At 70.7% G+C, this 24,949-nt stretch carries 21 protein-coding genes and 2 tRNA genes; 5 read left to right on the top strand and 18 right to left on the bottom strand.

The window, feature by feature from the left end; translation table 11 throughout:
• The first annotated feature begins 26 nt into the window (after positions 1-26).
• The 3 genes from ACZ5ON_RS10230 (at position 27) to pknB (ending at position 5,257) form a co-directional block, all read left to right on the top strand.
• Positions 27-1,415: an FtsW/RodA/SpoVE family cell cycle protein gene (locus ACZ5ON_RS10230; protein ID WP_465588698.1), complete on the top strand. Its 1,389-nt coding sequence runs from the start codon at positions 27-29 to the stop codon at positions 1,413-1,415.
• Positions 1,416-1,491: 76 nt separating this feature from the next.
• Positions 1,492-2,955 (top strand): peptidoglycan D,D-transpeptidase FtsI family protein, encoded by a 1,464-nt coding sequence (locus ACZ5ON_RS10235; RefSeq protein WP_465588478.1) that lies wholly within the window; start codon positions 1,492-1,494, stop codon positions 2,953-2,955.
• A gap of 256 nt (positions 2,956-3,211) precedes the next feature.
• Positions 3,212-5,257 carry a Stk1 family PASTA domain-containing Ser/Thr kinase gene (gene pknB, locus ACZ5ON_RS10240; protein WP_465588481.1) on the top strand — a complete coding sequence of 682 codons (2,046 nt, stop codon included), beginning with the start codon at positions 3,212-3,214 and terminating at the stop codon, positions 5,255-5,257.
• Between the two features lie 55 nt (positions 5,258-5,312).
• Here the strand turns inward: pknB and ACZ5ON_RS10245 are convergent, their stop codons facing one another.
• The 6 genes from ACZ5ON_RS10245 to ACZ5ON_RS10270 form a co-directional block, all read right to left on the bottom strand.
• Complete coding sequence (locus ACZ5ON_RS10245) at positions 5,313-5,981, bottom strand: hypothetical protein (RefSeq protein ID WP_465588484.1); 669 nt, start codon at positions 5,979-5,981, stop codon at positions 5,313-5,315.
• 129 nt (positions 5,982-6,110) lie between these two features.
• Positions 6,111-6,797, bottom strand: coding sequence for a class E sortase (locus tag ACZ5ON_RS10250; protein WP_465588487.1), 687 nt, complete (start codon positions 6,795-6,797; stop codon positions 6,111-6,113).
• Between the two features lie 204 nt (positions 6,798-7,001).
• Positions 7,002-7,982, bottom strand: coding sequence for a class E sortase (locus ACZ5ON_RS10255; RefSeq protein WP_465588490.1), 981 nt, complete (start codon positions 7,980-7,982; stop codon positions 7,002-7,004).
• A gap of 4 nt (positions 7,983-7,986) precedes the next feature.
• Complete coding sequence (locus ACZ5ON_RS10260; protein ID WP_465588496.1) at positions 7,987-8,649, bottom strand: aminodeoxychorismate/anthranilate synthase component II; 663 nt, start codon at positions 8,647-8,649, stop codon at positions 7,987-7,989.
• Between the two features lie 66 nt (positions 8,650-8,715).
• Entirely contained in the window at positions 8,716-8,886 is a 171-nt protein-coding gene (locus ACZ5ON_RS10265) for a hypothetical protein (RefSeq protein WP_344638999.1), read from the bottom strand.
• Positions 8,887-9,009: 123 nt separating this feature from the next.
• A complete protein-coding gene (locus ACZ5ON_RS10270) occupies positions 9,010-9,759 on the bottom strand; it encodes a DUF881 domain-containing protein (protein ID WP_465588702.1) in 750 nt (249 codons plus the stop codon).
• Between the two features lie 215 nt (positions 9,760-9,974).
• Here ACZ5ON_RS10270 and crgA point away from each other — a divergent pair, with 215 nt between their 5' ends.
• The gene (gene crgA, locus ACZ5ON_RS10275; RefSeq protein WP_465588501.1) at positions 9,975-10,223 is read left to right on the top strand and encodes a cell division protein CrgA; all 249 of its coding nucleotides are present in this window, start codon (positions 9,975-9,977) and stop codon (positions 10,221-10,223) included.
• Positions 10,224-10,531: 308 nt separating this feature from the next.
• Here crgA and ACZ5ON_RS10280 read toward each other — a convergent pair whose 3' ends face one another.
• Entirely contained in the window at positions 10,532-11,425 is an 894-nt protein-coding gene (locus ACZ5ON_RS10280; RefSeq protein ID WP_465588506.1) for a rhomboid family intramembrane serine protease, read from the bottom strand.
• A 305-nt stretch (positions 11,426-11,730) separates the two neighbouring features.
• Here ACZ5ON_RS10280 and ACZ5ON_RS10285 point away from each other — a divergent pair, with 305 nt between their 5' ends.
• Positions 11,731-12,564 carry a DUF5324 family protein gene (locus ACZ5ON_RS10285; protein ID WP_465588510.1) on the top strand — a complete coding sequence of 278 codons (834 nt, stop codon included), beginning with the start codon at positions 11,731-11,733 and terminating at the stop codon, positions 12,562-12,564.
• 112 nt (positions 12,565-12,676) lie between these two features.
• Here the strand turns inward: ACZ5ON_RS10285 and ACZ5ON_RS10290 are convergent.
• From ACZ5ON_RS10290 to gnd, 11 genes are all read right to left on the bottom strand, one after another.
• Positions 12,677-12,749, bottom strand: a tRNA-Ala gene (locus ACZ5ON_RS10290).
• 169 nt (positions 12,750-12,918) lie between these two features.
• Positions 12,919-13,050: a DLW-39 family protein gene (locus tag ACZ5ON_RS10295; RefSeq protein WP_211785814.1), complete on the bottom strand. Its 132-nt coding sequence runs from the start codon at positions 13,048-13,050 to the stop codon at positions 12,919-12,921.
• A gap of 325 nt (positions 13,051-13,375) precedes the next feature.
• The gene (locus ACZ5ON_RS10300) at positions 13,376-14,023 is read right to left on the bottom strand and encodes a hypothetical protein (protein WP_465588514.1); all 648 of its coding nucleotides are present in this window, start codon (positions 14,021-14,023) and stop codon (positions 13,376-13,378) included.
• A gap of 281 nt (positions 14,024-14,304) precedes the next feature.
• Positions 14,305-14,378 (bottom strand) — tRNA-Ile (locus tag ACZ5ON_RS10305).
• 16 nt (positions 14,379-14,394) lie between these two features.
• Positions 14,395-15,741: a class I SAM-dependent methyltransferase gene (locus tag ACZ5ON_RS10310; protein ID WP_465588517.1), complete on the bottom strand. Its 1,347-nt coding sequence runs from the start codon at positions 15,739-15,741 to the stop codon at positions 14,395-14,397.
• A 220-nt stretch (positions 15,742-15,961) separates the two neighbouring features.
• Entirely contained in the window at positions 15,962-16,558 is a 597-nt protein-coding gene (locus ACZ5ON_RS10315; RefSeq protein WP_465588520.1) for a DUF3566 domain-containing protein, read from the bottom strand.
• 219 nt (positions 16,559-16,777) lie between these two features.
• On the bottom strand, positions 16,778-19,372 hold the full coding sequence (gyrA, locus tag ACZ5ON_RS10320) for a DNA gyrase subunit A (protein ID WP_465588523.1): 2,595 nt from the start codon (positions 19,370-19,372) through the stop codon (positions 16,778-16,780).
• Between the two features lie 52 nt (positions 19,373-19,424).
• On the bottom strand, positions 19,425-21,458 hold the full coding sequence (gene gyrB, locus ACZ5ON_RS10325; RefSeq protein ID WP_465588526.1) for a DNA topoisomerase (ATP-hydrolyzing) subunit B: 2,034 nt from the start codon (positions 21,456-21,458) through the stop codon (positions 19,425-19,427).
• Positions 21,459-21,840: 382 nt separating this feature from the next.
• Positions 21,841-22,365, bottom strand: a complete 525-nt coding sequence (locus ACZ5ON_RS10330; RefSeq protein ID WP_045303230.1) for a DciA family protein — start codon at positions 22,363-22,365, stop codon at positions 21,841-21,843.
• Between the two features lie 269 nt (positions 22,366-22,634).
• On the bottom strand, positions 22,635-23,768 hold the full coding sequence (gene recF / locus ACZ5ON_RS10335) for a DNA replication/repair protein RecF (protein WP_465588530.1): 1,134 nt from the start codon (positions 23,766-23,768) through the stop codon (positions 22,635-22,637).
• Positions 23,769-23,836: 68 nt separating this feature from the next.
• Positions 23,837-24,712 (bottom strand): phosphogluconate dehydrogenase (NAD(+)-dependent, decarboxylating), encoded by an 876-nt coding sequence (gnd, locus tag ACZ5ON_RS10340; RefSeq protein WP_344639007.1) that lies wholly within the window; start codon positions 24,710-24,712, stop codon positions 23,837-23,839.
• Positions 24,713-24,949: the final 237 nt, after the last annotated feature.

The raw sequence follows: 24,949 nt of genomic DNA on the forward strand, positions 1-24,949 counted from the left end.
CCGACCGCCCCAGCGCCCGCTCCGGCATGCGCCCCGGGCGCCGTGCCAACACCACCATCACGCCACAGGGCGCGCCCAACCGGCGCAACACCGAACTGGCCCTGCTGGCCTTCGCGGTCCTGGTGCCGATCTTCGCCTACGCCAACGTCGGCCTCGCCATGGACAACCGGCTCCCCACCGGCATGCTGGCGTACGGCGTCGGGATGGGGGCGCTCGCGCTGGTCGCACACCTGGCGATGCGCCGCTTCGCGCCGTACGCCGACCCCCTGCTGCTGCCGCTGGGCACCCTGCTCAACGGGCTCGGCCTGGTGATGATCTGGCGCCTCGACAAGGCCGGCAAGCTGCTGCGCGGCAACTTCCCCGCCGCGGCCAACCAGCTGATGTGGTCCGCTCTCGGCGTCGCCCTGTTCATCGGCGTGATCGTGGTGCTCAAGGACCACCGGATCCTGCAGCGCTACACCTACATCTCGATGGCCGTCGCCCTGGTGCTGCTCGCCGCGCCCGCCTTCTTCCCCTCCCGCGCCGAGGACTTCGGCGCCAAGATCTGGATCCGCATCGGCAGCTTCTCGATCCAGCCCGGCGAGTTCGCCAAGATCATCCTCACCGTGTTCTTCGCCGGCTACCTGATGGTCAAGCGCGACGCCCTCGCCCTGGCCAGCCGCCGCTTCATGGGCCTGTACCTGCCACGCGGACGCGACCTCGGCCCGATCATCGTGGTCTGGCTGCTCTCCATCCTGATCCTGGTCTTCGAGACCGACCTCGGCACCTCCTTCCTGTTCTTCGGCCTCTTCGTGGTGATGCTCTACGTCGCCACCGAACGCACCAGCTGGATCGTGGTCGGCCTGCTGCTCTCCTTCGGCGGCGCCGCCCTGGTCGCCACCTCCGAACCACATGTGAAGACCCGCATCGACGCCTGGCTCGACCCGATGGCGGCCTTCTCGCCGCACCCCCCGCCGGGCTCCACCGAGCAGATCGGCCAGACCCTGATGGCCTTCGGCTCCGGCGGCGTCACCGGCACCGGCCTCGGCCAGGGCCGCTCCTGGCTGATCCAGTTCGCCGCCAAGAGCGACTTCATCCTCGGATCCTTCGGCGAGGAACTCGGCCTCACCGGCATGATGGCGCTCTTCCTGCTCTACGCCCTGGTCGTCCAGCGCGGCCTGCGCACCGCCGTCGCCGCCCGCGACCCGTTCGGCAAACTGCTCGCCGTCGGCCTCTCCTCGGCGTTCGCACTCCAGGTGTTCGTGGTCGCCGGCGGCGTCACCGGACTGATCCCGCTCACCGGTATGACCATGCCGTTCCTCGCCCAGGGCGGGTCCTCGGTGGTCGCCAACTGGGCCCTGCTCGCCCTGCTGCTGAAGATAAGCGACAGCGCCCGGCGACCCTCGGCGGAACCGACCCAGGCCGCGCAGTCGTGAATACCCCCACAGCGGACGTAAAGAAAGATGCGGTTGAATCAATCCCAGTGACCGCACGAAGGAGGCGAGGAGCCCAGTGAACAAGCCCATCCGACGGGTCTCGGTCTTCTGTCTGGTCCTGATCCTCGCCCTGATGGTCCGCACCAACTGGGTCCAGGGCGTCCAGGCCGACGCCTGGGCGAGCAACAGCCACAACGACCGCAACAAGTACGACCGCTACGCCTACCCGCGCGGCAACATCATCGTGGCCGGGCAGCCCGTCACCAAGTCCGACTTCGTCAACGGCCTGCGCTACAAGTACAAGCGCGCCTGGATCGACGGTCCGCTGTACGCCCCGGTCACCGGCTACTCCTCCCAGGCCTACGACAGCAGCCAGCTGGAGAAGCTGGAGGACGGCATCCTGGCCGGCACCGACTCCCGCCTGTTCTTCCGCAACACCCTCGACATGCTCACGGGCAAGCAGAAGCAGGGCGGCGACGTGGTCACCACGATCAACCCCAAGGCGCAGAAGGCCGCCTTCGACGGCCTGGGCAACAAGAAGGGCGCCGCCGTCGCCCTGGACCCGAAGACCGGCGCGATCCTCGCCCTGGTCTCCACCCCCTCGTACGACCCGTCCACCTTCGCCGGCGGCGACCCCGCCACCGACGGCAAGGCCTGGACCGCGCTCCAGAGCGACCCGAACAAGCCGATGCTCAACCGGGCGCTGAAGGAGACCTATCCGCCCGGCTCGACCTTCAAGCTGGTGACGGCCACCGCCGCGTTCGAGAACGGCATGTTCCAGGGGCCCGACGACAAGACCGACACCCCGAAGCCGTACATCCTGCCCGGCACCAAGACCGAGCTGAAGAACGACAGCGAAGACGAGCCCTGCGAGGGCGCCACCCTGCGCGACGCGATGGCGGTCTCCTGCAACACCGTCTACGGCAAGATCGGCGCCGATCTGGGCCGGGACAAGCTGCGGGCCCAGGCCGAGAAGTTCGGCTTCAACAACGACAAGATCGACATCCCGATCCGGGCCACCGCCAGCTACTACCCCAAGAGCTCCACCCCCGACGGCACCGCGATGGACGCCATCGGCCAGCACGACACCCGCGCCACCCCGCTGCAGATGGCCATGGTCGCCTCCGCGATCGCCAACAACGGCACCCTGATGCAGCCCTACCTGGTCAGCGAGGAGCGCTCGGCCAACCTCACCGCCGTCTCCACGCACTCCGAGCACCAGTTCAGCCAGCCGATGAAGCCCGAGACCGCGCAGAAGCTGCAGCAGCTGATGGAGAGCGTGGTCAAGGACGGCACCGGCAAGAAGGCCCAGATCGACGGCGTCACGGTCGGCGGCAAGACCGGCACCGCCCAGCACGGCCAGGACAACTCCGGCCTGCCGTTCGCCTGGTTCGTCTCCTACGCCAAGGCCTCCGACGGCCAGCAGGTCGCGGTCGCCGTGGTGGTCGAGGACGGCGCCGCCTCCAGCAACGAGATCAGCGGCGGCAGCATCGCCGCACCCATCGCCAAGTCGGTGATGGAGGCCGCTCTCAACAAGTAGGACCCGAAGAGTGGCCGCTGTACGGGTGGCAGTCTTGTCACAATGGGACGCGGCCGGTCGATACCGGTCTGGTCTCAGCCGGCCGCCTGTCCCGGCAGGTTCCGGCAGGACCGGTAGCGTATCCGCAGCAGCGGGTGTGCCCGCCGCTCGCCCACGTCGTCGCAGAACCATCACGACGGCGGACAGCGTCCAAGAGAGCGTGCGCGGACACCTACGTCACATCCTCACCACCTAGGTGAGGGAGAGGGTCGGAACTATGGAAGAGCCTCGTCGCCTCGGCGGCAGGTACGAGCTCGGCGGCGTCCTCGGGCGCGGCGGCATGGCCGAGGTGTACCTCGCCCATGACACCCGACTCGGCCGCTCCGTCGCTGTGAAGACGCTCCGGGCCGACATGGCCAGGGATCCGTCGTTCCAGGCCCGCTTCCGCCGCGAAGCCCAGTCCGCGGCGTCCCTGAACCACCCCGCCATCGTCGCCGTCTACGACACCGGCGAGGACTACATCGACGGCATCTCCATCCCGTACATCGTGATGGAGTACGTCGAGGGGTCCACCCTGCGCGAACTGCTGCACTCCGGCCGCCGCCTGCTGCCCGAGCGCGCCCTGGAGATGACCATCGGCATCCTCCAGGCCCTGGAGTACTCCCACCGGGCCGGCATCGTCCACCGCGACATCAAGCCCGCCAACGTCATGCTCACCCGCCAGGGCAACGTCAAGGTCATGGACTTCGGCATCGCCCGCGCCATGGGTGACGCCGGCATGACGATGACCCAGACCTCCGCCGTCATCGGCACCGCCCAGTACCTCTCCCCCGAGCAGGCCAAGGGCGAGACCGTCGACGCCCGGTCCGACCTCTACTCCACCGGCTGCCTGCTCTACGAGCTGCTCACCGTGCGCCCGCCGTTCATCGGCGACTCGCCGGTCGCCGTGGCCTACCAGCACGTCCGCGAGGAGGCCATGCCGCCGTCCTCGTACGACCCCGAGGTCCGCCCCGAGATCGACGCGATCGTGCTCAAGGCCCTCGCCAAGGAGCGCGACTACCGCTACCAGAGCGCCGACGAGATGCGCGACGACATCGAGCGCTTCCTCGACGGCCTCCCGGTCGCCGCCGCCCAGCAGGCCGCCGCCTTCGGCATGGGCGCCCCCGGCTACGGCTACGACCAGCAGGGCTTCCAGGCCCAGCACGACCCGTACGGCCAGACCAACCTGCTCCCGCAGCAGGGCGGCTCCGGACCGACCACCATGATGGCCCCGGTCGGCGGGCAGCAGTCCGGCTACGGCTACCAGGACGGCGACGACGGCTACGAGTCGGGCGGCCGGCGCCAGGACCAGTCGAAGAAGGGCAGCACCTCCTGGATCATCCTGGGGATCGCGGCCGTACTGGTGCTGGTCGGCGCCTACTTCGTGCTCGACGCCATGACCCAGTCGAACAACACCTCGGGCTCCAAGGTCGCCGCGCCCAACCTGGTCGGCAAGTCACTGAAGGACGCCCAGGCCGCCGCGGCCGCGGCGAACCCCAAGCTCCAGGTGACCGCGGCCGACGCCGTGGCCTGCCCGGACAACAACATCCAGAAGGACCAGGTCTGCACCCAGGACCCGGCCGCCGGCACCCAGGTCGACGTGAACACCCCGATCAAGGTGCACCTCTCCAGCGGCCCGGCCGCCGTCCCCGTCCCGGACGTCACCGGCAAGTCCCAGGACGACGCCAAGGCCGCCCTGCAAAAGGCGGGCTTCACGGTCGGCAACGTGACCTACAAGAACGACGACAGCGTCGCCCAGGACAAGGTCATCTCCCAGTCGGTCACCGGCAACGCCGCTCCGAACACCTCGGTGGACCTGGTCGTCTCCCAGGGCAAGCAGCCGACCAACGTCCCCAGCGTGATCGGCCAGCAGGTCGACGCGGCCCGGCAGGCCCTGGAGAGCGCCGGCTTCACGGTCGCCATCAAGAACGCACCGGCCCCCGACCCCTCCAAGGTCAACATCGTCTCGGACCAGGACCCTCCGGGTAACAGCAAGGCGGCCCAGGGTGCCAGGGTCACCCTGACCGTCTACAAGACCCCGGACAAGGTGCCCGTCCCAATCCTGGTGGGCAAGACCTACAAGGCGGCCTTCGACGCCCTCCAGAAGGCGGGCCTGGTCCCGCAGGTGGTCATGGGCCCGGTGGACGAGAACGCCATCGTGATGAACGCCAACCCGGCGACCGGGCAGGTCGACCCGGGCACCACCGTCCAGCTCTGGACCAGGCCGGGTGACCCCCGGGGCAACAACAGCCCCACCCCGCCGGGGCAGGGCCAGACCCACTGATCACCGCACGCACACCGAAGGGGGCCGCAACCGCGGCCCCCTTCGCGTTGCCCCGCTACCGCCTGCCCGGGCCCGGCCCCGGGTGCCGCCGCCTGCCAGGCCCGGGGGCGCCGCTCAGGGCGCACAGCATGTCCATCCGGCCGCCCAGGGTGCGCACCTCGCCCACCGTGTCCGCGAGCCGGACGCTCATCGCGGCCACCAGCGCCTGCTCCGTCTCCAGCCGGCGGACCAGGCGTGCGTAAGCCCCGCGCAACTCGGCCAGCTCCGCCCGCGCCCCCGCCGCCGCCCGCTCGGCGATCTCCGCGACCAGCGCCTCCGGCCAGGTGGCCGGGGCCTCGGCCAGGTCGAGCAGCTGCCGGCGGACCCGCCGCGCCACCTCGCTGTCCCGCAGCAGCATCGCCACGTTCAGCACCGCCCGGCGGGGGAAGACCAGCAGGCCGCGGCCCGGGGATTTTCTAGGGGTCATATTGACCCCTAGAAAATCCTGCAGGTCAGCACCCTTCAGCAGCGCCATGCCGCTGTCCGTCAACTCCTCACGGTGGCGGCGGACCAGGGTCCGGACGGCCTCCTCGTCCACCTCGAAGTAGGCGGCCACCATGGACCGCGTCACATGCACCCCGTCCGGAAGCAACCGCAGCGCCCGGACCTTGTCCAGCACCTCGGTGCGCTCCACCAGGCTGCCGCGCATGGTGCGGGATTCGAGAAGTACGGCTTCGTGGTTCATCGGCGCTCGCCTCAACCCGTCGTCAGGCACCTGTTCTGCCGAACTTCCAACGACCTCGGTTGACGCCGCGTCACCTCTGCGGAGGAGCGCGCCGAGGCGCGCACCCCGCGCGCACCCCTGCCACACGCCTCAGCGAAGCTCCGGTGGCGGGGTCCGCCCCGCGTCCACCTGATCCACCCTCACCAGACTTCCCCAGACCGCCATCCGGTACGTGGAGGTGTACACCGGGGTGCAGGTGGTCAGCGTGATGTACCGGCCGGGAGCGGTGTAGCCGGAGCCGGCCGGGACGGGGGCGATGACGCCCGTGTCGTACTTCGAGGTCTGCGGCAGCGTGCCGTCGACCCGGTAGACGTACCAGCGGTCCCTGGTCTCGACCACGATCGGGTCGCCCTCGGCGAGCCGGTCGAGGTCGTGGAACTTGGCGCCGTGGCCGTCCCGGTGGGCGGCGAGGGCGAAGTTCCCCTGCTCCTCCCAGGGCATCGCGGCCCGGTACGGCTCCTCGTAGACCCCGGCCACGCCCTCGTCGAGCACCTCGCTGCCGGTGCCCATCCGGATCAGCACCTGGTAGTCCCGGCCGAGCGCGGGCAGGTGCAGGAAGCCCACCCCGTCCCCGGCCCGGTACAGCGGGGGAGGCGCCTGCGCCGAGGTGCTGGGCACCGGCGGGGCGGACCAACTGCCGCGCAGCCGCTGCGCCTGCATCCCGGCCCGCCGGTCGGCGACCACGTCCGTCCACCACAGCGAGTACCCGACGAACAGCGCCAGCACCAGACCGACGGTGATCAGCAGCTCTCCGGCCACGCCCGCCACCGCGCCCACCTGACGGCGCCACCCGCGCCGCCGGGTGGCCCGTGAAGGTCCACAGGGCCCCGAGGGGCCTGGGGGTCCTGGGGGTCCTGAGGGGCCTGAGGGTCCTGAGGGTCCTGGGGGTCCTGAGGGTCCTGGGGGTCCTGGGGGTCCTGAGGGGCCTGAGGGTCCGTCCAGCACGATGTCCACGCCGCCTCGCCCCTCGGGTACGGGTGCCTAGCCGCCGGTCAGCGCAGGAGGCTGCCCCTGGCTCCGCGGCCGTTCCTCGACCATCTTGCCAAAGACGATCAGCCTTCCCCGGGCACTGAACTCGGGTGTGCACGTCGTCATGGTGAGGTAACGACCCGGTTGGGTGAACGGCGACCCCTTCGGCACCGGCTGGAGCACCGAGACGTCGGACGGCGGCGTCTCCGGGATGCCGCCCGCCACCTCGTACGTGTAGAACGAGGTCGCGGTCTCCACCACGATCTTGTCCCCCGGCACCAGCTGCCCGATCTTCCGGAACGGCTGGCCGTGCGTGGTCCGGTGCGCCGCGACCGCGAAGTTGCCGGTCTTGTCGGAGGGCATCGCGGTGCCGACGTAGTGCCCGACCAGGCCCTTGTCCAGCACCTGCTGCTTCCCGGTGCCCTCGGCGATCGGGTACGTGAGGCCGAGCTTGGGGATGTGGATGATCGCGAAGCCCTGGCCCGGTTCGAACGCCCCGGCGGGCTTGTCCGTACCGCCCGGGGTCGGTGCGGGCTGCGGCTTGCTCCACTGCTGTTCCAGCTTGCTGCGGGTGCCGTCGGCGGAGGCGTCCGCCTGCACGTTGGTCCACCACAGCTGGTAGGCGACGAAGAGCAGCATCACCGCGCCGAGGGTGATGAACACTTCGCCGACCAGCCGGCCGAGCACCACCCGCTTGGATTCCCTGGGCCTGGGCCTCGGCCCGCTCGGCCGGCCGACGGCCCGGCGCCGTCCGCCGCCCGAGCGGGCCGCCGTACGGCCCGTCGCGCGGCGCCGCTCCGCCCGGGAACCGGGCGCGGCGGTGTCCGGGCCGGCCGGGCCCTCCCCGGGTACCGGCCGCAGCTTCAGTGTCTGCTCAGCAGGGGGCCAGGCGGACTCCCGGGCCGGCTCGTAGACGCCCCACTCACCCGTACCCGCGTCCCGCCCCGGTCCCGCCCCGGTCTGCGCGCCCCCCTCCGGGCGCAGTGTCGTCACCCCGTCAGCTCCGGCCGATCACCGGGGCGAGCCCGGCCGAGCGGGGCACCGCCTCCGGGAAGCCGCACTCCGCCAGCCAGTTGGCGAGCATCCGGTGCCCGCCCTCGGTGAGCACCGACTCCGGGTGGAACTGCACGCCCTCGACCAGGAGATCGCGGTGCCGCAGCCCCATGATCACGCCGCTGTCGGTTCGCGCGGTGACCACCAGGTGGTCCGGAACGGTGACCGGCTCCACCGCGAGCGAGTGGTACCTGGTCGCGGTCATCGGCGAGGGCAGCCCCGCGAACACCCCGCCGTCCTCGTGCGTCACCTGCGAGACCTTGCCGTGCAGCAGCTCCGGCGCCCGGCCGACCACCGCCCCGTACGCCACCGCGATCGACTGCAGGCCCAGGCACACCCCGAAGACCGGCAGCCCGATCGACGCGCAGTGGCGCACCATCTCGATGCAGACCCCGGCCTCCTCCGGCGCCCCGGGCCCGGGGGAGAGCAGCACCCCGTCGAATCCCCGCTCGCCGTCACGGCGCACCGCGTGCTCGACCGTCACCTCGTCGTTGCGCACCACCTCGCAGGTGGCGCCCAGCTGGTACAGGTACTGGACGAGGTTGAAGACGAAGCTGTCGTAGTTGTCCACCACGAGGATCCGGGGTGAACTTCCGGCGGAGGTCATACGCGCGCTACTCCTGAAGTGCGATCCTGCCGGCCGGCAGGGGGAAGAGCGGGAGAGCGGGGCCGGTCAGCCGGCTCCGCCTTGGTCCACCGTGACGTTCCCGAAGGGCAGCAGCGGCTCGGCCCACGGGAAGACGTACTGGAACAGGACGTAGACCACCCCGAGCACGAGCAGCACCGCGAGGACCAACCGGACCAGGGTGTTCCCAGGCAGGTGCCGCCAGATCCAGCCGTACATGCCGCTCCTTCGGGTTCAGGTCGGTGTCAAGACTAGACCGCACCACCTGCCGGGCAGGCCACATCGCCGGACTTGTCCACTTCCGCGCCCCGGCGCCCGCCGACGGCCCGGGCCATTCGCCCGCTAACCGTCCGCCGAGTGCAGATCGACACTGCCCGCGTACCCCGGCAGGGTCACCCCGGTGCTCTCCTGCACCTTCCAGCCGAGCCCGTACGCGGCGACGTACTTGAGGTAGTTGCCGATCGCCGGATCGGCGTTGACCGCCGCCCGCAGCGCCTCGGTGCGGCCGACCGCCCTGATCACGTACGGCGGCGAGTAGACCCGGCCCTGCAGCAGCAGGGTGTTGCCGACGCAGCGGACCGCACTGGTGGCGATCAGCCGCTGGTCCATCACCTGGACGCCCTCCGCGCCCCCGCGCCACAGCGCGTTCACCACGGCCTGGATGTCCTGCTGGTGGATCACCAGATCGTTGACCCCCGGCTCGGGGACGCCCGGGATGCGGGCGGTGGCGTCCGGTGGGGCGTCGTTGAGCGTGACGACCAGACCCGGGCCCTTCAGCGGCTCCAGCCCGGCGGCCCCGCGCAGCGGATCGAGACGGCCCGTGTCGGACGGGCCCGCTTGCTGCTTGGCGAGGGCGTCGGCACGGTGCTGGAGATCGGTCAGCTGCGCCTGGAGCTGCTGGTTCTGGGCGCTGCGCTGGCGTATCACGTCGCTCATGCGCAGCAGCGAGTTGTCGGTGCGCAGATCGGTGCCGTGGGCGGTCTCCGCGCTGATGTAGAAGAGCAGACCGGCCAGGGCGAAAACAGTGCAGGTCAGGGCACGTCCGACAATTCGGGTGCCGGGGCGGCGAGCAGCGCCGGAACCCCGGGGAATCGTGAAATTCGGCACCGTACCCTTATCTCCCTCAGACCCGGCGAGCCACTACGCTAACGGACGCAGGTGGCATGTGCGGAGTGCCCTGTCCGGAACGTCCCCAGGTTCGTCTGGCGGAGGTCCGGACCGGTCGTTCCCCCGCACAGACCGGTCGCCACCGCCGCCCGCCCCGCTGCACCCTGCGCGGTCACAGCGCATCGACAGGAGAACCCCTCGTGCCGAAGTCTCGACTCCGCAAGAAGTCCGACTACACCCCGCCGACCACGGCCGCGGTGAAGATCAGCTCCGGACGCAGCTGGGTCGCACCGCTGATGCTGGCGCTGTTCCTGATCGGCCTGGTGTGGATCGTCACCTACTACGTGACCAGCGGCACCTGGCCCGTCCAGAGCTGGGGCAACTGGAACATCCTGGCCGGTTTCGGATTCATCGCCGCCGGCTTCGGCGTCTCCACCCAGTGGAAGTAAGTCCTGTTTGACCTGTTTCCCGCACCGCTCCGAGCCCCGGCCCGGAGCGGTGCTGCTGCCTGCGCTCGCCCCGGCCCGGACCGTCGCACCGTACGTTTATCCACACAGTTATCCACACTGGGGAAAAGTCACCCCGGCCTGTGGATAACTTCTTCTCCACACCCAGTGGAAAGCGTCCCTGCGACTCGACAAAGACACAGCTGGACGCGCGTAGAAGCGATATCCCCAGCCAGCCCTCCACACGGGCTGTGCACAGCCCCGTGCACGCTGTGGACAACGGGGCGCACCACTGCCGCGCCGCTCGCCGCTCACACCCCGAGCCGGGCCGTCTCCACCACCACGAGCAGCACGCAGAGCCCGAGCATCCCGGCCACCGTCAACCCCTGTACCAGGCCGCGGTGCGCCCGAGGGGCGTACATCAGGCCCACTCCGGTGACGGCCCCGGCCACCAGGCCGCCGACATGGGCGCGCCAGTCGATGTACGGCACCGAGAAGGTGATCACCAGGTTGAAGACCAGCAGCGCCATCAGCGGCGCCAGCGGCGTCCTGGTGACCCGGAACAGCACCGCGGTGGCTCCCAGCAGCCCGAAGATCGCCCCGGAGGCCCCCATCGAGTAGAGGCTCCCCCCGGAGACCAGGTACGCGAAGGCGTTGCCCGCCAGTCCCGAGACGGCGTACAGGCCGGTGAAGCGCAGCCGGCCCAGCGTCCGCTCCAGGTTGGGGCCGATCACCCAGAGCGAGACCATGTTCATCGCCAGGTGCAGCGGCCCGGTGTGCACGAAGGCGGCGGTCACCAGCCGGTACCACTGGTCCGGCCCGGCCGCGACGCCGTACGGCTGGAACCAGTAGGGCGGGACCAGACTGTGCAGGGAGAGCGTCTCCTTCAGCTCCGGGCGCAGGTACTCGGTCAATAGGAAGACCGCGGCGTTGATCCCGATGAGGATCTTGGTGATCAGCACGCCGTCCTGCGCGTGCACACCGCCGAAGCGGGTGCGGGCCTGCGTCCGCACGGCCTCCTGCCGGGTGCCCCGCACACAGTCCGGGCAGTGGAAGCCCACCGAGGCACTCACCATGCACTCCGGGCAGATCGCGCGCCCGCAGCGGGTGCAGGCGATGCCGGTCTCCCGCTCGGGGTGCCGATAGCAGCGGGACAGACCCGAGGCCGCCTCGGGCTGTGGTCGGGCCGACTCGTCCGGGAGCATCCGGGGTTTCCCTCCTCAAGAGCGATCCCGGCGGCACCGCCGAGAACGGGGTACCGCCGGGACCGTCAAGGCTACTGCCGGCGCACCCCGCCTCCCAGCGTTTCGGCCGGTCGGGCACCGGCGGGCGCCGTCACCGGTTGGCCCCGGGGGCGGAGGAGCACCACCGGCTCGATGCCGGCACCCGCTCGTGACCGGCCGTGACCCGCGTACGGCCCAATCCGGCGTGCCAGAGGGACAAAACCCAATGCATGATCTCAAATCAGGTGGAAATGTGCATAAAGGACGCCACCCAGGAGGAGAAGCTCGTGACCCACTCAGCTCGTGAGACGGCCGGCCGGACCAGGGACACATTGGCGCCCTATGCCACCACCGCCAAGGTGACCGCCCTGCACTACGCCGACGAGGCCAAGCACCGGCTCGGCCCCGCGCTGGAGACGCTTGGCCCCAAGGTCAGCTCGGCCGGTACCCAGGCCAGGACCCAGGCCGCACACGCCACCAAGGCCGCCCGCGCCCACTACACCAAGCACGTCGCCCCGCAGCTGGAACAGGCGTTCTCCGCGCTGCCGCCGCAGGCCCAGCAGAACGCCCTGAAGGCCGTCCACCGGGCCCAGGAGGCCGCCCTGGCCGCCCGCCATTCCGCCGGCAAGGCCGCCGACGCCGCCAGGACGAACGTCGCCCCCCGGGTCTCCGACGCCATCGACGGCGCCCGCGCCACCATCGTCCCGGCCGCCCAGGAGGCACAGCACCGCGGCGCTGCCGCCCTGGCCGCCCTGCACGGCAACGTCAGCTCCGCCGAGATCGCCGAGATCGCCGCCAGGAACGCCAGGCGCAGCGCCCGGTGCCGACGCGGCTGGACCACCGGCCTCGCCGTCGCGGGCAGCCTGGCGATCGGCGCCGGCGTGGTCGCCTGGCAGTGGTGGCGCCGCCAGAGCAGCCCGGAGTGGCTGGTCGAACCCCCCGGCAGCACCGCCGGCGCGCCGGCGGCCGAACCCCAGCTCAACGGCTCGGGCCCGCGGGAGCAGGCCACCGACCAGCCCGACGGCCAACCCACCGACCCGACGCCCAAGCCCGGCCCGACGCCCGGCGAGCCCGCCCCCGACGACCGGCCCAAGCCGCACGACCCGCGCAAACCGCACTGACCGCACCGCCCCCGCACCACCCCGACGCGGAACCCCTGCGAATCACCCGCCGACCCCGCCGGAAACACCAAACGGCCGCTGACCTGATCCCAGGTCAGCGGCCGATTCCAGGTGGAGCTTAGGAGATTCGAACTCCTGACATCTGCCTTGCAAAGGCAGCGCTCTACCAACTGAGCTAAAGCCCCGTACGGTGTGCTGCGCCTAGCCTACCCGGTCCCGCCGGAAATCTTCAGCAGGGATCCGTACCGCAGCCACACAGTGCGGGCGAGCCCCGGCCGTCGAGGTCGGGGCCCACCCACCGGAGACCGTGTCAGGCCTCCGAAAGATCATCCGTCTGGAAGATCGTCCAGTGTCTCAGCGGGCGCCGGCCGGGACCGGGTCGGTGGCCTCGGTCCACAGGTCCTGCTCGGCGCGGTCCGCCTGGACCTGACGGTAGACAAAGAATCCGCCGAGGGCGACCAGGGCGACCAGGAGAAGCTTCTTCACCGCGGGACCTCGTCCTTCTTGCTTACTTGTGGCGGACTCAGCAGGGCTCTCCCCCGGGAGAGATCGCTCGCGAGTCCTCTGGTGTACGAGCACGAACCAGCGGCCGGGGTCGCAGACCGCCTTGCGGCTGATGATACACACCGGTAACGGCTGACCGAGCGGCCCCCGCCAGGTCCAACCGCCCGATCTCCGGGCCTGATTGACGTCCCGCCCCGCCCCGGCCGGCTGATCGGCGACACACCCGTCCACGGCCCCACCCGGGCGTACCGCTCCGCCCCGCTCCCACCGGGCGCACGCGGCGATTCCGGACGGGGCCGGGTGCCGCTCACCGCCGCCGGGGCGGGCGGGCGCCGAGTCGCGCCAGGCCGCCGCGCAACTCGGCCAGGTCGCGCCGGAGTTCCCTGACGTCCTCGCCGACCTGGCACAGCCGCGCGCTCATCGCCCCCAGCAGCAACCGGTCCGCCAGCACCGTCCCCTCGCACCCGCTCAGTCGCCGTTCGAACTCCGCGGCCCGGTCGTGGAGTCGCTCGGACAGCTGCTCGACCGCCCGCGCGCAGCAGCAGCCACCCGCCGCGGGGCGGTCGGCCTCCGCGTCCAGCAGGTACCGCCGGACGCTCCTGGCGACCTCGCTGTCCCGGAGCAGCATCGCCACGTTGAGCACCGCGCGGCGGGTGTAGATCGCCGTGCCACGGCCGCTGACCTGCGTAGACTTCAAGTTGAAGTTTACGAGTTCGATCTGTTCGACTCCCCGGACGATGCTGAAGCCATTGCTCTCCAGCTCCGCGCGGTGCCGTTGGATGAGCGTGTTGATGGTCTTCTCCCCGACCTCGAAGTAGTCGGCGACCATCCGGGTCGTCACGTGCAACCCGTCGGGCAGCAGCTCCAGTGCCTTGACCTTGTCGAGCACCTCGGTGTGCCCTCTGAGGTTCCTGCGCAGGGTCCTGGACTCGAGCAGGGCGACTTCCATGGACATGGGGATGCCTCCATGGCTTGAAGTGAAGTGTGGACCGCCCGATCACCCGGGGCGCGGGGCTGGAGCATCCGCCAGCAGGAGCAGAGGTCGCGCTACGTCCACGGATCCAATGACCGGTTCTGTCGCCCGGCAATCCCCAACTTCACAGCAGTTTCGAGTCATCCCGCCCAAGTTGCCTCTGCGCATCCGGTACAACGAGCCGACGGCGCCGCGGTCACGCCCGGATGCGGAGAACGCCAGAAGGCCCGGAGTGGATATCCACTCCGGGCCTTCTGTGCCGGTGGGCCTAACAGGACTTGAACCTGTGGCCTCTTCCTTATCAGGGAAGCGCTCTAACCGTCTGAGCTATAGGCCCTTGCCGCACTGAAAGATTAGCGGACCGACGGCCGATCTCCCAAATCAGTAGCGGCAGGCATCCTGCTGAGCCACTCCTCGCGGGTCGCGGGCAGGTGGCTGAGCCCTCCGGGCGTGGTGCGGACGGCGAGCACCTGGTTGACCCCGATGCGGTTCCCCTCGAAGGCGAGGGCCGAGGCGGCCATGTACAGGCGCCAGACCCGGGCCCGGCCGCGACCGACCAGCCCGACCGCCTCGGACCAGTGCGTCTCCAGGTTGGCCACCCAGTCGCGCAGGGTGAGCGCGTAGTGCTCACGCAGCGACTCGACGTCCCGGACCTCGAAGCCGGCCTCCTCCAGCAGCGAGACGGTGCTGCCGACCGGGGCGAGCTCGCCGTCCGGGAAGACGTAGGAGGAGATGAAGGGGCTCGGCACGTACGGCACGCCGGGATGGCCCGGGCGGCGGGCGATCTGGTGGTTGAGCAGCCGGCCGCCGGGGGCGAGCAGCTCGTACAGGCCGCGCGCGTAGCGCAGGTACTGGGCGGCGCCCACGTGTTCGGCCATGCCGACGCTGGAGATGGCGTCGAACGGGCCGTCGGGGATCTCCCGGTAGTCCTGCAGGCGCACCTCGACCCGGTCGGCCAGGCCGGCCTCCGCGACCCGTGCGCGGGCCCGGTCGACCTGTTCCCTGGAGATGGAGACGCCGACCGCGCTGACGCCGTAGTTCTTCGCCGCGTGCAGCAGCAGCGAGCCCCAGCCGCAGCCGACGTCCAGCAGGCGCTTCCCGGGCCGCAGGCCGAGCTTGCGGCAGATCAGGTCGAGCTTGGCCTGCTGGGCGTCCTCCAGGCTCTTGCCCTCCGGGGTCCAGTAGGCGCAGGAGTAGACCAGCGAGGGGCCCAGCACCAGGCGGTAGAAGTCGTTGCCGACGTCGTAGTGGTGGCTGATGGCGGCGCGGTCGCGGCTGCGGCTGTGCGGCCGGCCTTTCTGGTGGGCCTCCTCCGGCGGAGGGGCGGGCTGCAGGCCGATCACCCCCGTCCGGGCGGCGACACCCAGCAGACGGCGCCCCGCGGGGCCGAACAGCTCGCGCGCGCCCAGTCGGAGCCCGTTGATCTGCGGCAGTTCGGCGAAGTGGGCGACCGCGGCCAGCACCTCGTAGATGTCGCTCTCCGGGGCGAGGTCGAGGTCTCCCGAGACATAGGCGCGGGCCAGGCCCAGCTCACCCGGCTGCCAGATCAACCGGCGCACCGCGCGCCGGTTGCGCAGCACCACCACGGGAGCCCCTGCGGGGCCCGCCACACTGCCGTCCCAGGCCCGCACCCGGAGCGGGAGCCCCACCCCCAGCAGCCCCTCCACCGCACCTACGAGTTGCGTTGCCACCTCAGCCATCGAACGCCTCCGACCAGCCGTAACCGCCCACCCTGTCGCCTGCGGGGCCCGCTCCAGGACAGGCCGCCAGCTAACCCAGGGCGGCCGTCACGGGCTCGGGCGGCACGCCGGGGTCGCCGGGGGTGTCACTCGAACGCCAGTGGGCCCTGGAGATTCCAACGGACTCCAGGGCCCACCGATTCCGGTCGGGGCAACCCGACGGAGTGTGTCCGACGGTGTGTCAGTCCTCTTCCGCCAGCGTCAGTTCGACACCGCCGGTGAAGCCCGCGGCCGTGTTGTAGACGAACGCCGCGAGGGTGGCCAGCGCGGTCATCAGGACCACGTCCACCACCGCGATCAGGAAGGTGAAGAGCATCACGCGGCCGAAGCCCACGTAGTCCATCAGGTTGAAGCCACCCGAGGTATCCGCGCCGGTGGCCTCCTTCAGCGTGCTCCCCAGGGAGTCGAAGACGCCCAGCCCGTCCAGGGTCATCCAGAGCACCGCGGTCGCCACGATGATGATCACGCCGACGGCGAGGGAGAGCAGGAAGGCCACCTTCATCACCGACCACGGGTCGACCTTGGTGAGCCGCAGCCGGGCCTTGCGCGTCCGGGCCCCGGCCGCACCCGACGAGGCGGCGGCCACCGGAGGAGTACCGGGCCGGCGCGGGGAGGGGGTGCCGGTCTTGGTGCCCCGGGGCGGGGTCGGCTGGCCCTTGCCGTACGTGGTCGGCGTCGAGAAACCGCTGGGGGAATCCGGAGCCGCTCCCGGCGCACCGCCGACCGGCGGCATCACCGAGGTGGACGCGGCCGGGGGAGTCGCCGGCGGCTGCGGCACGCCACCGATCGGCGCCCCGCCATGTGTGGCGCCCGGCAGGCCGCCCGGGGCCCCTCCCGCAGCACCTGTGGCTCCACTCACCCTGGTCCTCCCGCAGTCAACCGCCAGGCCGGCGGTCCGCCCTGGTCACTCCGTGTCCGGCCCCCGGCCACCTCGGCCGGGAACCGCTCGACCGGCGTCCGCCCAGGGTGGGCGGACGCCGGTCAGCCGGGCGTGCGATCAGGCCTGCTCGGCCGGGCCACCCGCCGTGGTTCCCTCAGTCCGGGGCGAGGTCTCCGCAGAGTCCTCGTCCTCCGAGCTCTCCTCGTCCTCGGCCTCCGCGTTGCGGGCCATGCCCACCACCGCATCGCGCTTCCCGAGGTTGATCAGTTGGACGCCCATGGTGTCACGTCCGGTTTCACGGACCTCCGAAACCCTGGTCCTGATCACACCACCCGACAGGGTGATGGCCATGATCTCGTCGGTCTCCTCGACCACCAGCGCCCCGACCAGCGAGCCGCGACCCTCGACGATCTTCGCCGCCTTGATGCCGAAGCCACCGCGTCCCTGGACACGGTACTCGTCCACCGAAGAGCGCTTCGCATAGCCGCCGTCGGTCGCCGTGAAGACGTAAGTCCCCGGACGGATGACGTTCATCGAGAGCAGCTCGTCGTCCTCACGGAACGACATGCCCTTCACACCCGAGGTCGCCCGGCTCATCGGACGCAGCGCCTCGTCGGTGGCGGTGAACCGGATCGACTGCGCCTTCTTCGAGATCAGCAGCAGGTCGTCCTCGGCGGACACCAGCTCGGCACCGATCAGCTCGTCGTCCCGGCCCTCCTCGTCGGTCCGCAGGTTGATCGCGATCAGGCCGCCGGAGCGCGGGGAGTCGTAGTCCTTCAGCGGAGACTTCTTCACCAGACCCGCCCGGGTGGCGAGGACCAGGTACGGCTTGTCCTCATAGGTGCGCACCGCCATCACCTGGGTGATGTGCTCCTCCGGCTGGAACGCCAGCAGGTTGGCCACGTGCTGGCCGCGGGCGTCCCGGCCAGCGTCGGGCAGCTCGTAGCCCTTGGCCCGGTAGACCCGGCCCTTGTTGGTGAAGAACAGGATCCAGTTGTGCGTCGTCGTCACGAAGAAGTGGTCGACGATGTCGTCCTGCTTCAGCTGCGCTCCGCGCACGCCCTTGCCGCCGCGCTTCTGCGAGCGGTACAGGTCGCTGCGGGTGCGCTTGACGTAGCCGCCACGGGTGATCGTGACGACGATGTCCTCCTCGGCGATGAGGTCCTCGATCGAGAAGTCACCGTCGGAGGGGATCAGGGTGGAGCGCCGCTCGTCGCCGTACTTCTCGACGATCGCGGTGAGCTCCTCGGAGATGATCTCGCGCTGGCGGGTGGGCGAGCCCAGGATGACCTTGTACTCGTCGATCCGGCGCTGCAGCTCGTCGTGCTCGTCGGTGATCCGCTGGCGCTCCAGGGCGGCCAGCCGGCGCAGCTGCATCTCCAGGATCGCGTTGGCCTGCAGCTCGTCGATGGAGAGCAGCCCCATCAGGCCGCTGCGGGCCGCCTCCGCGCTCTCCGAAGCCCGGATCAGCGCGATGACCTCGTCGATCACGTCCAGGGCGCGCAGCAGCGCGCGCAGGATGTGCGCCCGCTCCTCGGCCTTGCGCAGCCGGAACGTGGTCCGGCGGATGATGACCTCGACCTGGTGGTTGACCCAGTGCCGGATGAAGGCGTCCAGCGAGAGCGTGCGCGGCACGCCGTCGACCAGGGCCAGCATGTTGGCGCCGAAGTTGGTCTGCAGGTCGGTGTGCTTGTACAGGTTGTTCAGCACGACCTTGGCGACGGCGTCGCGCTTGAGCACGATCACCAGGCGCTGGCCGGTGCGGGACGAGGACTCGTCGCGGACGTCGGCGATACCGGCGATCTTGCCGTCCTTGACCAGGTCGGCGATCTTCAGCGCGAGGTTGTCCGGGTTCACCTGGTACGGCAGCTCGGTGATCACCAGGCACTGGCGGCCCTGGATCTCCTCGACCTCGACCACCGCGCGCATGGTGATCGAGCCGCGCCCGGTGCGGTACGCGTCCTCGATGCCGCGGCGGCCGACGATCAGCGCGCCGGTCGGGAAGTCGGGGCCCTTGATCCGCTCGATCAGGGCCTCCAGCAGCTCCTCGTTGGAGGCGTCCGGGTGCTCCAGCGCCCAGAGCGCGCCGGAGGCCACCTCGCGCAGGTTGTGCGGCGGGATGTTGGTGGCCATGCCGACCGCGATGCCGGTGGCACCGTTGATCAGCAGGTTGGGGATGCGCGAGGGCAGGACGGTCGGCTCCTGCGAGCGGCCGTCGTAGTTGGGCGCGAAGTCGACGGTCTCCTCGTCGATGTCGCGCATCATCTCCATGGCCAGCGGCATCATCTTGCACTCGGTGTAGCGCATGGCCGCGGCCGGGTCGTTGCCCGGGGAGCCGAAGTTGCCGTTGCCGTCCACCAGCGGCATCCGCAGCGACCACGGCTGGGCCAGGCGGACCACGGTGTCGTAGATCGAGGTGTCGCCGTGCGGGTGGTAGTTACCCATCACGTCACCGACGACGCGGGCGCACTTGTAGTAGCCCTTCTCGGGCCGGTAGCCGCCGTCGTACATCGCGTAGAGCACGCGGCGGTGCACCGGCTTGAGGCCGTCGCGGACCTCGGGCAGTGCACGGCTGACGATCACGCTCATCGCGTAGTCGAGGTACGAACGCTGCATCTCGGTTTCGAGCTCGATCGGCTCGATCCGCAGGGCGCTCTGTGCTTCGGTGCTCTCCGGCTGCTCGTCGCCGTCGGGACGGTTGTCGTCGACCACTGGTGGTCAGTTTCCTTTCACGCGTGACTGGTTCGTGGGATCCGGCTCGGGATCACACGTCCAGGAAGCGGACGTCCTTGGCGTTGCGCTGGATGAAGGACCGGCGGGCCTCCACGTCCTCGCCCATCAGGACGGAGAACAGGTCGTCGGCGCGGGCGGCGTCCTCCAGGGTGACCTGGAGCAGCAGGCGGTGCGCCGGGTCCATGGTGGTGACCCGCAGCTCCTCGGCGTTCATCTCGCCCAGACCCTTGAAGCGCTGGATCGCGTCGTCCTTGGGCAGCCGGCGTCCGGCCTCCACGCCGGCCGCGATGACCGCCTCCTTCTCCTTGTCGGAGTAGACGTACTCGAAGTCGTCCCTGCCCCACTTGATCTTGTACAGCGGGGGCATCGCCAGGTAGACGTACCCGGCCTCGACCAGCGGCCGCATGAAACGGAACAGCAGGGTCAGCAGCAGGGTGCGGATGTGCTGTCCGTCGACGTCGGCGTCCGCCATCAGGACGATCTTGTGATAGCGCAGCTTGGACTCGTCGTAGTCCTCCTGGATGCCGCAGCCGAAGGCCGAGATCAGCGCCTGGACCTCGGTGTTCTGCAGCACCTTGTCGATCCGGGCCTTCTCCACGTTCAGGATCTTGCCGCGGATCGGGAGGATCGCCTGGATGCGCGGGTCCCGGCCCTGCTTGGCGGAGCCGCCGGCGGAGTCACCCTCGACGATGAAGATCTCGCACTCGGCCGGATCCTTGGACTGGCAGTCGCTCAGCTTGCCGGGCAGCGAGGCGCTCTCCAGCAGGCCCTTGCGACGGGTCAGGTCACGGGCCTTGCGGGCGGCCACGCGGGCGGTGGCGGCCTGGATCGACTTGCGGATGATGTCCGCGGCCTCGTTGGGGTTGCGGTCCAGCCAGTCGCCGAACTGCTCGTGCACCACGCGCTGGACGAAGGTCTTGGCCTCGGTGTTGCCCAGCTTGTCCTTGGTCTGGCCCTCGAACTGCGGCTCGGCCAGCTTGACCGAGATGATCGCGGTCAGACCCTCGCGGATGTCCTCGCCGGAGAGGTTCTCGTCCTTCTCGCGGAGGAGCTTCTTGTCGCGCGCGTAGCGGTTGACCAGGCCCGTCAGCGCCGCGCGGAAGCCCTCCTCGTGGGTACCGCCGCCGTGGGTGTGGATGGTGTTGGCGAAGGAGTAGACACCCTCGGTGTACGAGGAGTTCCACTGCATCGCGATCTCGACCGAGATCGACTTGTCCTTGTCCTCCGCCTCGAAGTCGATCACCGAGGGGTGGACGGGCTCGCCCTTGCGGGAGTTGAGGTGGGCGACGAAGTCGGCGATGCCGCCGTCGTACTTGTACGTGACGGTGAGCGGCTTGCCCTCCTCGTCCACGTGCTCGGGGCGCTCGTCGGTCAGCGAGATCGACAGGCCCTTGTTGAGGAAGGCCATCTCCTGGAAGCGGCGGGAGAGCGTCTCGAAGGAGTAGACGGTGGTCTCGAAGATGTCGCCGTCGGCCCAGAAGGTCACCGTGGTGCCGGTGCGGCCGGTCTCCGCGCCCTTGACCAGGGGGGCGGTCGGCGCGCCCATCTTGTAGTCCTGGGTCCAGATGTGGCCGTCCTTGTGGATCTCCACCGAGAGCCGGGTGGACAGCGCGTTCACCACGGAGACACCCACGCCGTGCAGACCGCCAGAGACGGCGTAGCCACCGCCGCCGAACTTGCCGCCCGCGTGCAGGACGGTGAGCACGACCTCGACGGCGGGCCTGTCCTGACCGGGGACGATGTCCACCGGGATGCCGCGGCCGTTGTCGACGACGCGGACCGCGCCGTCGGCCATGATCGTGACGTCGATGGTGTCGGCGTACCCGGCCATCGCCTCGTCGACGGAGTTGTCCACGACCTCCTGCACCAGGTGGTGCAGGCCGCGCTCACCGGTGGAGCCGATGTACATGCCGGGGCGCTTGCGGACGGCGTCGAGGCCTTCCAGCACCTGGATGTTGCTACCGGTGTACGAGCCCTCGGCTGCCTGGTCGGTGGGTTCTGGGGTCTGGCTGGAGTTGCCGGAATCGGCCACGAAGCGCCCTCTCTGGCACAGCGCGGGCCGCATCCCCGCCCACTTCCAGGCAGGCCTGCGACCACGGCGTTTCGACTCGGTTGCTGCGAGCAACAGTGTTTGGCTCTTAGTCTACCGGTACGACTGACAGAGATGGCCGTTTGGCAGCCCCTGAGGGCAGATGTGCCGCCCTGAATCCCCTCCGCACATGTCCCGATACTCGCCAGGGGGGCTCAGAGCCCTTACACGGGCCGCCAGCGGTTCCGGAGGCGGCTGCTCCGATTACTGCCCGGAGCCAAGGGACGGCCCATCGCCGAGGGCGTCGGCCGGCGGCTGTGCCACGGGGAAGCGGCCGGCCGGCCAGGGAGGGCCCCCGGGGGGCGGACGCCGGCAACCGGCCGGCACGACCGCGGGCAAGGGGGGCGAAGGCGCGGCGCTAGCCCCAGGTGTCGCCCGGTCCCCGGCTGCCGGGTGCCCGCAGCCGGCCGTAGCCGCGCTTGGGGGCGTCCGGGCCGAGCACCTTGATGACCCGGACCGTGCCATGGCCCAGCTCGTGGTTCAGCCGGGCCACCAACTGGCGCGCCAGCAGTCTCAGCTGGGTGGCCCACGCGGTGGAGTCGCACTGCACGGTGAGCACCGCCTCGGCCTCCGCGTACTGCTTGGGCACACAGTGCGCCGCGATGTCCGGGCCCACGATCTGCGGCCAACGGCCCATCACCCCGCCCACCGCCGCCGGGGCCTCCCAGCCCCGCTCGGTGATCAGCCGGTTCAGCGCCGCACCCAGCGGCACCGGGTCGCGGCCGTCCGCCCGGGCGCCGCTGCGCAGGCCGTGCCGCTTCGCCTCGCGCTTCTCCCGGACCTGCTCGCCGCGCTTGCGGGCCTGCTCCTTGGCCGCCCGCAGCGCCACCCGGGCCAGATCCACACCCGACGGTTCCGGAGACCTCGGATCCTGGTCGCTCACCGCGGCGATCCCCTTTCCCCAGGCTGTGGACAACGAAGTCCTCCAGCTTACGGGGACGCGGCAGTGATCCACGCCACCCGGGCGTTCCGGGGCAGGGGCATCCCCCGAGGCGGGGTGCGGGCGGGACCGCGTCAAGGGGGCGGCCCGGCGTGCCACGTGCGGCCCGCACCCCGAAGCCCCCGGTGGCACGGTGCGACCGGCTCTCCCGGGAACGGGCCCGCGCGGGGTACGCCCGCCGCAGCAAGGACGCCCCACCGCAGCAAGGACGCTCAGTCGAGGCGGGTGACGGTGCCGTCGGAGACGGCGTAGCGGGCGCCGGACAGCGCCTTCGGCACGTCCTCGGGGACGGCCGCGGTGACCAGGACCTGCTCGGCGTCCGCGACCAGTTCGGCCAGCCGCTCCCGGCGGCGCGCGTCCAGTTCGGCGAAGACGTCGTCCAGGATCAGTACCGGCTCACCGCCGTCGGCCTTGAGCAGCTCGTACGAGGCCAGCCGCAGCGCCAGCGCGTACGACCAGGACTCCCCGTGGCTGGCGTACCCCTTGGCGGGCAGCGGCCCGAGCTTCAGGACCAGCTCGTCGCGGTGCGGCCCGACAAGCGTCAGCCCGCGGGCCACCTCCTGCGAGCGGACCTCCGCCAGGGCCGCCAGCAGCTGCTGTTCGGCCTCCTCGCGGCTGGTCGGCAGGGCGTCGCTCTCGAAGGAGCTGCGGTACTCCAGCGTGGTCGCCCCGCCGCCCGGGGCCAGCTGCTCGTACGCCCGCGCCACCAGCGGCTGGAGCGCGGTCACCAGCTGGATCCGGAAGGCGGTCAGCTCGGCTCCGGCCCGCGCCAGGTGGCCGTCCCAGACCTCGAGGGTGGAGAGGTCGGCGCCCCGGCCACCACCGGATCGGCGGGCCGTCGCGGCGGTCTTCAGCAGGGCGTTGCGCTGCTTGAGCACCCGCTCGTAGTCCTGCCGGACACCGGCCATCCTCGGGGCCCGGGCGGTCAGCAGCTCGTCCAGGAAGCGGCGGCGCTCACCCGGGTCGCCCTTGACCAGGGCGAGGTCCTCCGGGGCGAACAGCACCGTGCGCAGCACGCCGAGGACGTCACGCGGGCGAACCTTGTCGGAGCGGTTGAGCCGGGCCCGGTTGGCCCGGCCCGGGTTGATCTCCAGCTCCACCAGGGTGGTGCGGCCGGCCTGTACGACGGAGGTCCGGACCACGGCCCGTTCGGCGCCGAGCCTGATCAGCGGGGCGTCGGTGGCCACCCGGTGGCTGCCCAGGGTGGCGACGTAGCCGATCGCCTCGACCAGGTTGGTCTTGCCCTGCCCGTTCGGCCCCACGAAGGCGGTCACGCCCGGATCGAGGGGCACCTCGACCCGGGCGTAGGACCGGAAGTCGGCGAGCGACAGATGCACGACATGCATGGGTGTGGACTGCGCTCGCCTTCTGGGACTGTCGTACTGCTGGTACTACCGGTTGCCGCGTACCGCGGTTACTTCGACTCGACCGCGTGGCCGCCGAACTGGTTGCGCAGCGCGGCGATCATCTTCATCTGCGGCGAGTCCTCCTGGCGGGAGGAGAAGCGGGCGAAGAGCGAGGCGGTGATCGCCGGCAGCGGCACCGCGTGGTCGATCGCGGCCTCGACCGTCCAGCGGCCCTCGCCGGAGTCCGCGGCCCAGCCCTTGAGCTTGGCCAGGTGCTCGTCGTCGTCCAGCGCGCGGACGGCCAGGTCGAGCAGCCAGGAGCGGATCACCGTGCCCTCCTGCCAGCTGCGGAAGACCTCGCGCACGTCGGTGACCTCGGGGGCCGCCTCCAGCAGCTCCCAGCCCTCGGCGAAGGCCTGCATCATCGCGTACTCGATGCCGTTGTGGACCATCTTGGCGAAGTGGCCGGCGCCGACCTTGCCCGCGTGCACCGAGCCGAACTCGCCCTCGGGCTTCAGCGCGTCGAAGATCGGCTGCACCTTGGCGACGTGCTCGGCGTCGCCGCCGTACATCAGCGCGTAGCCGTTCTCCAGGCCCCAGACGCCGCCGGAGACGCCGCAGTCCACGAAGCCGATGCCCTTGGCGGCCAGCGTCTCGGCGTGCTTGATGTCGTCGGTCCAGCGCGAGTTGCCGCCGTCGACCACCACGTCACCGGGCGAGAGCAGCTCGGCCAGCAGGTCGACGGTGTCCTGGGTCGGGCCGCCAGCCGGAACCATCACCCACACCACGCGCGGGCCCTGCAGCTTGCTGACCAGCTGCTCGAGGCTGTCGACGTCGGCGAGTTCCGGGTTGCGGTCGTAGCCGATGACGGTGTGGCCGGCGCGGCGGATGCGCTCGCGCATGTTGCCGCCCATCTTGCCGAGACCGATGAGGCCGAGCTCCATGACAACTGTCCTTCACTGTGGTGTCGTGCCTGGCAGCGGCGCCGTTGCCGCACAGCCTGAGCCTACGCCGGGACGCACAGCGCCTCCCCCGGTCGGGGTGGACCGGGGGAGGCGGTGTCTCGTGGCGCGGCGGGATGTCCACAGGCTGTGGACCGACCCGTGGACGGGTCGCGGCGCCCCGGACGTTCTTCACAGGCTGTGGGTGACCCCCGGCCGGGGGCATGTCCACCCCGTGGA

This window comes from Kitasatospora sp. NPDC032150 (genome assembly GCF_055579945.1).

Excerpts from the sequence above, each read along its gene's own strand:
- recF (WP_465588530.1), bottom strand. The coding sequence starts at position 23,768 with ATGCATGTCGTGCATCTGTCGCTCGCCGACTTCCGGTCCTACGCCCGG.
- gyrB (WP_465588526.1), bottom strand. The coding sequence starts at position 21,458 with ATGCGGCCCGCGCTGTGCCAGAGAGGGCGCTTCGTGGCCGATTCCGGC.
- gnd (WP_344639007.1), bottom strand. The coding sequence starts at position 24,712 with ATGGAGCTCGGCCTCATCGGTCTCGGCAAGATGGGCGGCAACATGCGC.
- ACZ5ON_RS10300 (WP_465588514.1), bottom strand. The coding sequence starts at position 14,023 with ATGTCCATGGAAGTCGCCCTGCTCGAGTCCAGGACCCTGCGCAGGAAC.
- ACZ5ON_RS10245 (WP_465588484.1), bottom strand. The coding sequence starts at position 5,981 with ATGAACCACGAAGCCGTACTTCTCGAATCCCGCACCATGCGCGGCAGC.
- ACZ5ON_RS10280 (WP_465588506.1), bottom strand. The coding sequence starts at position 11,425 with ATGCTCCCGGACGAGTCGGCCCGACCACAGCCCGAGGCGGCCTCGGGT.
- ACZ5ON_RS10310 (WP_465588517.1), bottom strand. The coding sequence starts at position 15,741 with ATGGCTGAGGTGGCAACGCAACTCGTAGGTGCGGTGGAGGGGCTGCTG.
- pknB (WP_465588481.1), top strand. The coding sequence starts at position 3,212 with ATGGAAGAGCCTCGTCGCCTCGGCGGCAGGTACGAGCTCGGCGGCGTC.
- ACZ5ON_RS10230 (WP_465588698.1), top strand. The coding sequence starts at position 27 with ATGCGCCCCGGGCGCCGTGCCAACACCACCATCACGCCACAGGGCGCG.
- ACZ5ON_RS10260 (WP_465588496.1), bottom strand. The coding sequence starts at position 8,649 with ATGACCTCCGCCGGAAGTTCACCCCGGATCCTCGTGGTGGACAACTAC.
- ACZ5ON_RS10265 (WP_344638999.1), bottom strand. The coding sequence starts at position 8,886 with ATGTACGGCTGGATCTGGCGGCACCTGCCTGGGAACACCCTGGTCCGG.